Genomic DNA, 6,289 nt, shown 5'->3' with positions numbered 1-6,289 from the left:
ATTTATGAAGGAAGTCTATTGATAGATTCTCTTTTCTTTTATATCAAGAATATTAAAAAAAATTAACATCAAAATTAAAAAAATACCAACAAAAAATATATATAAATTTTTTTCTATTTTTATTTTTAGTAGATTAAGTATATAAAAAATGAAAGGTATAAAAAATATAAACCCATAAAAAATAGAGTATTTAATAAAATAAAAAATAAAACTATATTTTGTTGTTTGAATTATAGAGCAATAGACTGAAACAAATAAAATTAAAAAGAAACCAAATAAAAAAAATACTCCATAATATTTTTTATCCTTATTACCCATAAAATTAGATATTTCAATCATTATTTTCTCAACTAATAATATTTTTCTATTTCTATGAAAAGTAGGCTTTACTTAACTTACTACACCTAGGATTTAGTCTAGTATGATAACGAAGACTAGATAATTTCTTAAAGATTTCCTAAAATTAACATAATACACGTTATACGCAAGTATTTTATTTATTTTTATAAATCATATTCTTACCGTATAACAAAAAAGCCCAATCATCACAGATTGGGCTTTTTTATAGTTTTTCATGTTTCACACTCAATAAATTAGCAATGTTCCACGGTTTTATGTAGTTTCATTTAACCCCAGAACAGAAAAAAATGTCCATATGAAATAAGAACAGATATCCAAGTAATTATGGTTTAGGAACATTCTCTATTTAAGTGAAAAAAGAATTCAATACTTGGCCTGAAAATGATGCTGGCAGGAGTGAACTCTTTTTCTTGGTAACCAAGTCATCCACTCCCTAGCAATAAATTCCAATATAGAAATGCAGAGATAATGTGTCATGTACTGCGCACCCAATCTTATATTCTATGAGTTCACAGTATTTAAATTTATTTTAATTAGGACTGGGACTGGATATTGACCAGATTGCGTTCGCGGCTTAGGTCGTAGCGGTTAATACTAAAAATCAGCAGGGCAAAGACAAAACCTAGAGCAACACAGGCTGACCAGCCATACATTTTCCATAGGTTGAGTGATAAAAATGCACCAATCCCAGCACCTGAAAAATAACAGGTCATATAGATTGCATTAATACGGGAACGGGCTTGTACCGAGATTCGATATACCAGATTCTGGTTTAAGACGTGCAATGAAGAAATCCCAAAATAAGCGGGAATTAAACCAATGATATATACCCATAAATAGCTTTGCGCATAGAACAGGGGAATCCAGGCCAGAATTAAACCTGTGGTAGCGAGTTGTGCGACCCATTTTTCCCGATGTCGACCAATCATTTTACCGGTCCATTGTGATGACCAGATGCCGACTATACCAACGATGCCCATTAACCCAATCTGGAAATCATTAAAATGGTAGGGGGCTTCCGCCAGTACAAAAGTCATGGTGGTAAAAATAATACTCAGCATACCAAAGCCCAAACCACCAATGATGCTGCGTCGAATCAGCATCGGTTCGGTTTTGGCAAAGGTAAATAGTGAGCGATAAATCTGCAAGATGCTCATTTGTAGCTGGCTTTTCGCTTTAGGTAACTGATACCACATGGCGATGCTGAGCAAGAGAATAGAACAGCCACTCAAAAGGTAGACTGCATGCCAAGACCATAAGGTAGAAATCAGTCCTGATACAGTTCGGGCAAACAGAATACCGACTAATACACCACTCATGAGCAGACCAACCACTTCAGCACTTTTTTCTCTTTGAGACAGGTTGGCTGCAAAAGGAATCAGAATCTGGGTGGTAATCGAACAGAAAGAGGCGAGCAGGGTAAAACCATACAGCATATGCAGATTAGTACTGGCAGAAAGCCCGATCAATGCCAGACCGGTACATAGCATGAGGCTACAAATGTAGAGACGTTTTTCAAATAAATCGCCTAGAGGTACAAACAAAAATAACCCAGTGGCATAACCAATCTGGGTTAAAACGACAGTCCAACCAGACTCGGCCACACTGATTTGCAGATCCTCTGCGATAGAATAAATCAAGGGCTGGTTAAAATAGTTACAACCTGCGCAGAGTGCGCAGGTCATAGCCATCATAAACATAAACTTTCTTGAAATTTGCCCTTGGGCTGACATCCTTGTCTCCTGAGGCTTTAAAAACTATAGTTGGCAGAGAGGTTGATACGTGAAACATCCGCTTCTCTATTATCAAAAGTTTCACGTTTACCGTGATGGTACTCTGCACCGAGATTAATCTTTGGAACAGGAGAGTAGATCACGTTGGCCACATAGTCCGTTAAACGCTTATTGGTCTTAGGATTCGCGCGTGCATAGTCGCTGGAATCATCAAAATCAACAACGCTAGCATTGATGCTACTACGTAGTTTCGGCGTGAATTTATGCGTAAAGCCGATACTTAAACTATTAAACTCATTCAGTAAAAGTTCATTATTGATTGGATCGACTGAGTAATCTCCACCCCAGGCAGCACCGTCGGTGGTTGAACCTTGAGTCAAGAAAGCTGCAATACGCTGGTCGCCAACCATATGGAAATAGTTACCCTGAATCGAGTTTTGATCATTGAGATGATAACGTCCACCAAGGCCTACACCCCAACCAACTTTTTCAATATCACCTGTATCTGTTTGCGCCTGCTTTTGATTGACAAAGCCTTGAGCCAATAAATGCAGCGGACCTGATTGATGAACATATTTAGTGGTTAAAGCAGGTAGGGCAGAAGAACGATCACCACCGGCCATGTACTCCAGACCTACATTCCAGGTATTTTCCGGATCAAGTTTGAAAGCATAGCTGACTTGAGGCGTACGTAGGACTGATCCACCCAGCAATAAACTGTAGTCGACAGCTTCAGTGCTAATTTCCGGTGTAGACATCAATGACCAGGCCTGACCAAAGGTCCAGTTATAGTATTTTAAATGTGCATGACGGATACGTAGTCCACCATCGCCTTTACCATTATTGGTCCAGAAGTCAGCTTCTAAACGTGCAGAAACATTTGGATTTCCACCAAGGTCTTTAGCCAAGAAACCAATTCGGCTGGCAGCTGCAGTAAAATCTGAACGGGTAGAGTCAGGTTCAGTAAAAGGCACTTTATTAATCTGGTTAATGGTACGGCCACGAGCTTCAGTGGTACTTTTGAAATCGACTGCGCCATCAAAGCGGATCAAGCCATAAACATCGACATTATCCACCATCGAACTCAAAGTTTTAGAGTCTTGCGCTTTGGCTTCTTCCTGCTGGTTTTTTAACGTAAGTTGCGCAGCCTTTTGCTGTTCCAGTTCAGCCTGGATTTGCTTTAACTGTGATTCTAAAAACTGCATCCGGTCTTCAGACGCTTCTGCTGAAAATGCCTGTGCTGAAGCAATACCACATAATGTCGCTAAAACTAATTTTTTCATTTCTTAATCCCTAAAGAAATTTTCTGATATCTAAGAAGGAAAATCTTTCCTTAATGTTGCTCTTATTGCGCAATGCAGAGTTTTTGACTTTTGAATGATGAATACGAGTCTCGTTCAACCCAGAAACATCCTGTTCAGGTCAAAGGGTATGTATTCGATATTTAAAGTCATCAAAATATGGATGAAGGAGGGCAATGAATTCATAGCCCTCCTAAGTTAAAACTTATTCTGCTTTTTGTGGATCGTATAAACGGTCTTTAATAAACAGGGCAGGAATCAAGCCGCAAAGGAAGTAAGCTGCACCCATCACCAATAGACCCGTACCGATCGAACCATTCATCGCAAGATAACCAATCGTAATTGGAGCGAATATTGCACCGATACGACCAATATTGAACGCACCACCGACTGCTGTACCACGAACCCCAGTGGGGAAACTTTCAGTTAAATAGGTTGCATTAATCGCATATGGAATACCGTACAGGAAACCGAAGATCAGCATCAGTACACCAATGTTATCGGCATTGTGCATATATACGACAACAGGAATAAACAGTGCTGTTCCCATAGTGCCGAAAGCAAACACAATACGGCGACCAATTTTGTCAGCAACATAACCTGCAATGATTTTGGCAAACATCATGGTGATAAAGGTACCTACCATGTATAACGCCATTTCCTTGAATTTAATGCCCAATTCAGCTTCAAGATAACTTGGTAACCAGTTACTTACACCGAAATAACCGAATAGCAGGAAACCAGAGCTGAAGGACCATAGGATGAACATCTTGCCATGGGTTTTATCTTTAAGAATGGTGATATATGGATTGCCTTTTTTGGCATCATTATCCACGATCTGACCCGTTCTTTTCATTTCACGGACACGTTTCCATGATTCTGGCTCTGGCACCATAAAGTGCATTAGGATACCTAAAGCTAATGGAGCAATCGTGATCCAGTACAGCATACGCCAGCCGAATTCAGGAATAATCCAGCCAGAAACCATGGTAATCACCAATGAACCTAAAGTGAAACCAGTCATTAATGTTGCCAGTACTGTAGTACGGTATTTGGTCGGTACGTATTCTGACATCAGGGTATTACAGGCAATATATAAACAGCCTAAACCTAAGCACGAAAGGGTACGTAAAATCGCAAATTCTTGATAAGACTGGGCAAAACCTGAATAGGCAGACAAAATCGAGAAGGAAATAGTGGCCAATACGATGACACGTACGCGACCGAATTTGTCACAGGCCCATCCGCCAATAAAGCCACCGATCCCCATACCCAAAAGAGAATAACTTCCCAAGGCACCGGCCTGTACAGAAGTTAGCCCCCATTCTGCTTTCAAACTGGTCAAGCTGAAAGCCAGAATACCAATGTCTGCACCGTCACATAGTAAAATCAAAAAAGCGAAGACAAAGGCCGTCATCCACAGGCGTTTAGGTGCCTGCTTAACGGTGTCCCCGGAGGAGACCCCCGTTTTAGTTTCCTCAGCTACGATGGTATCGCTTGTCATTCTTATATCCTCTATATATTAAAGTAGCATTCCTCTGCTACCGCTAAATCCATTTTCTTCCTCACGGAAAAGCATTTTCCTCATCTAAGGTCTAAGCGTCTGTGCGCATTCGCCCTGTTACGATCAGGCTGGATCTGATTTTTCCGTTTCACCTTGAGTGAAAAATCACTGAACAACGTAGTATCCTTATGACGGAAATTAATTTTTTTATTTTGTATTGTGGTTAATATTTACATAAATGAATAACCAAAATTCGAATTAAATAATTAATTCCGTATTGCGAAATCAATTAATCATAAAATAGCCAACTGAACAAGAGTTTTTACTCTAATTTTTATTAAAAAATAACTTTTTTGAGTTTTTGAGAGAAAAAATCTTGATTTATGGGTCTAGAAACCGTAGTTTTATATAAAATAAAATTTCGCTATACAAAATAAATGGAGATTTTTGATGGAACAGGTAGTTCAAGTAGAGCAAATCTCGACACATGTGGCGATGGTCAAGATCCATCGTCCAGAAGCTAAAAATGCCCTGAATACAGAAGTACGTCAGAAACTGGCTGCGGCTTTTCTGCAATTGAATGATGATGAAAATATCCGCGCCATTATTCTCACTGGTGGTGAAACTGACTTCGCAGCAGGTGCTGACCTTAAAGAACTGGCAAATGCTGAAACGATCCAGATGATGCAACGTCGTACTGAGCGTTACTGGCAAGCCATTGCACAGTGTTCAAAGCCGGTGATTGCAGCAGTAAACGGTTATGCATTGGGTGGCGGTTGTGAACTGGCGATGCATGCAGACATTATTATTGCCGGAAAAAGTGCCCAGTTTGGTCAGCCTGAAGTCAAAGTAGGGGTAATGCCGGGTGCTGGTGGTACACAGCGTTTATTCCGTGCCGTGGGTAAATTCCATGCGATGCGCATCATTATGACGGGTTGTCTGGTACCAGCGCCGGAAGCGTATCAGATTGGTCTGGTGTCTCAAGTAACTGAAGACAGCGAAACCCTTGCAACAGCAATCAAAATGGCTGAAGGTTTGGCAAAAATGCCGCCAATTGCGCTGGAACAAATCAAGGAAGTGGCTTTACTGGCTGAAGATGTGCCACTCAATGCCGGCTTAATGCTGGAACGTAAATCCTTCCAGATGCTGTTTTCTTCAGAAGATCAAAAAGAAGGTATGCAAGCCTTTATCGAAAAACGTAAACCAAATTATCAGGGACGATAAGCATGAGCATTCAAATTCAGAAAATCGGTATTATTGGAGTAGGTACGATGGGTGCGGGCATTGCCCAGATCGCAATTCAATCTGGTCATGATGTCGTGTTGTTCGATGCCAAAGCGGGTGCTGCTGAACAGGCCCAGGAAAAGCTGGCTAAAACATTAAATACCCTG

At 40.2% G+C, this 6,289-nt stretch carries 5 protein-coding genes; 2 read left to right on the top strand and 3 right to left on the bottom strand.

Going from position 1 to position 6,289, the window contains the following annotated elements; all coding sequences use genetic code 11:
• Positions 1-893 precede the first annotated feature (893 nt).
• The 3 genes from B4J23_RS05000 to B4J23_RS04990 all read right to left on the bottom strand — a co-directional run bounded on the left by B4J23_RS05000 (position 894) and on the right by B4J23_RS04990 (position 4,898).
• On the bottom strand, positions 894-2,093 hold the full coding sequence (locus B4J23_RS05000; RefSeq protein ID WP_291359042.1) for an MFS transporter: 1,200 nt from the start codon (positions 2,091-2,093) through the stop codon (positions 894-896).
• A 17-nt stretch (positions 2,094-2,110) separates the two neighbouring features.
• Complete coding sequence (locus B4J23_RS04995; protein WP_291359041.1) at positions 2,111-3,376, bottom strand: DcaP family trimeric outer membrane transporter; 1,266 nt, start codon at positions 3,374-3,376, stop codon at positions 2,111-2,113.
• Between the two features lie 223 nt (positions 3,377-3,599).
• Positions 3,600-4,898, bottom strand: a complete 1,299-nt coding sequence (locus B4J23_RS04990; protein ID WP_291359039.1) for an MFS transporter — start codon at positions 4,896-4,898, stop codon at positions 3,600-3,602.
• 450 nt (positions 4,899-5,348) lie between these two features.
• Here B4J23_RS04990 and B4J23_RS04985 point away from each other — a divergent pair, with 450 nt between their 5' ends.
• A complete protein-coding gene (locus B4J23_RS04985; RefSeq protein WP_004785705.1) occupies positions 5,349-6,122 on the top strand; it encodes an enoyl-CoA hydratase in 774 nt (257 codons plus the stop codon).
• Positions 6,123-6,124: 2 nt separating this feature from the next.
• A partial coding sequence (locus B4J23_RS04980) for a 3-hydroxyacyl-CoA dehydrogenase NAD-binding domain-containing protein (protein ID WP_291359044.1) occupies positions 6,125-6,289 on the top strand: 165 nt, incomplete at its 3' end.

The organism is Acinetobacter sp. UBA3025, assembly GCF_002367915.1.
Taxonomy (GTDB): Bacteria; Pseudomonadota; Gammaproteobacteria; order Pseudomonadales; family Moraxellaceae; genus Acinetobacter.
This window is presented reverse-complemented; position numbering and strand designations above follow the sequence as displayed.

Excerpts from the sequence above, each read along its gene's own strand:
- B4J23_RS05000 (WP_291359042.1), bottom strand. The coding sequence starts at position 2,093 with ATGTCAGCCCAAGGGCAAATTTCAAGAAAGTTTATGTTTATGATGGCT.
- B4J23_RS04985 (WP_004785705.1), top strand. The coding sequence starts at position 5,349 with ATGGAACAGGTAGTTCAAGTAGAGCAAATCTCGACACATGTGGCGATG.
- B4J23_RS04990 (WP_291359039.1), bottom strand. The coding sequence starts at position 4,898 with ATGACAAGCGATACCATCGTAGCTGAGGAAACTAAAACGGGGGTCTCC.
- B4J23_RS04995 (WP_291359041.1), bottom strand. The coding sequence starts at position 3,376 with ATGAAAAAATTAGTTTTAGCGACATTATGTGGTATTGCTTCAGCACAG.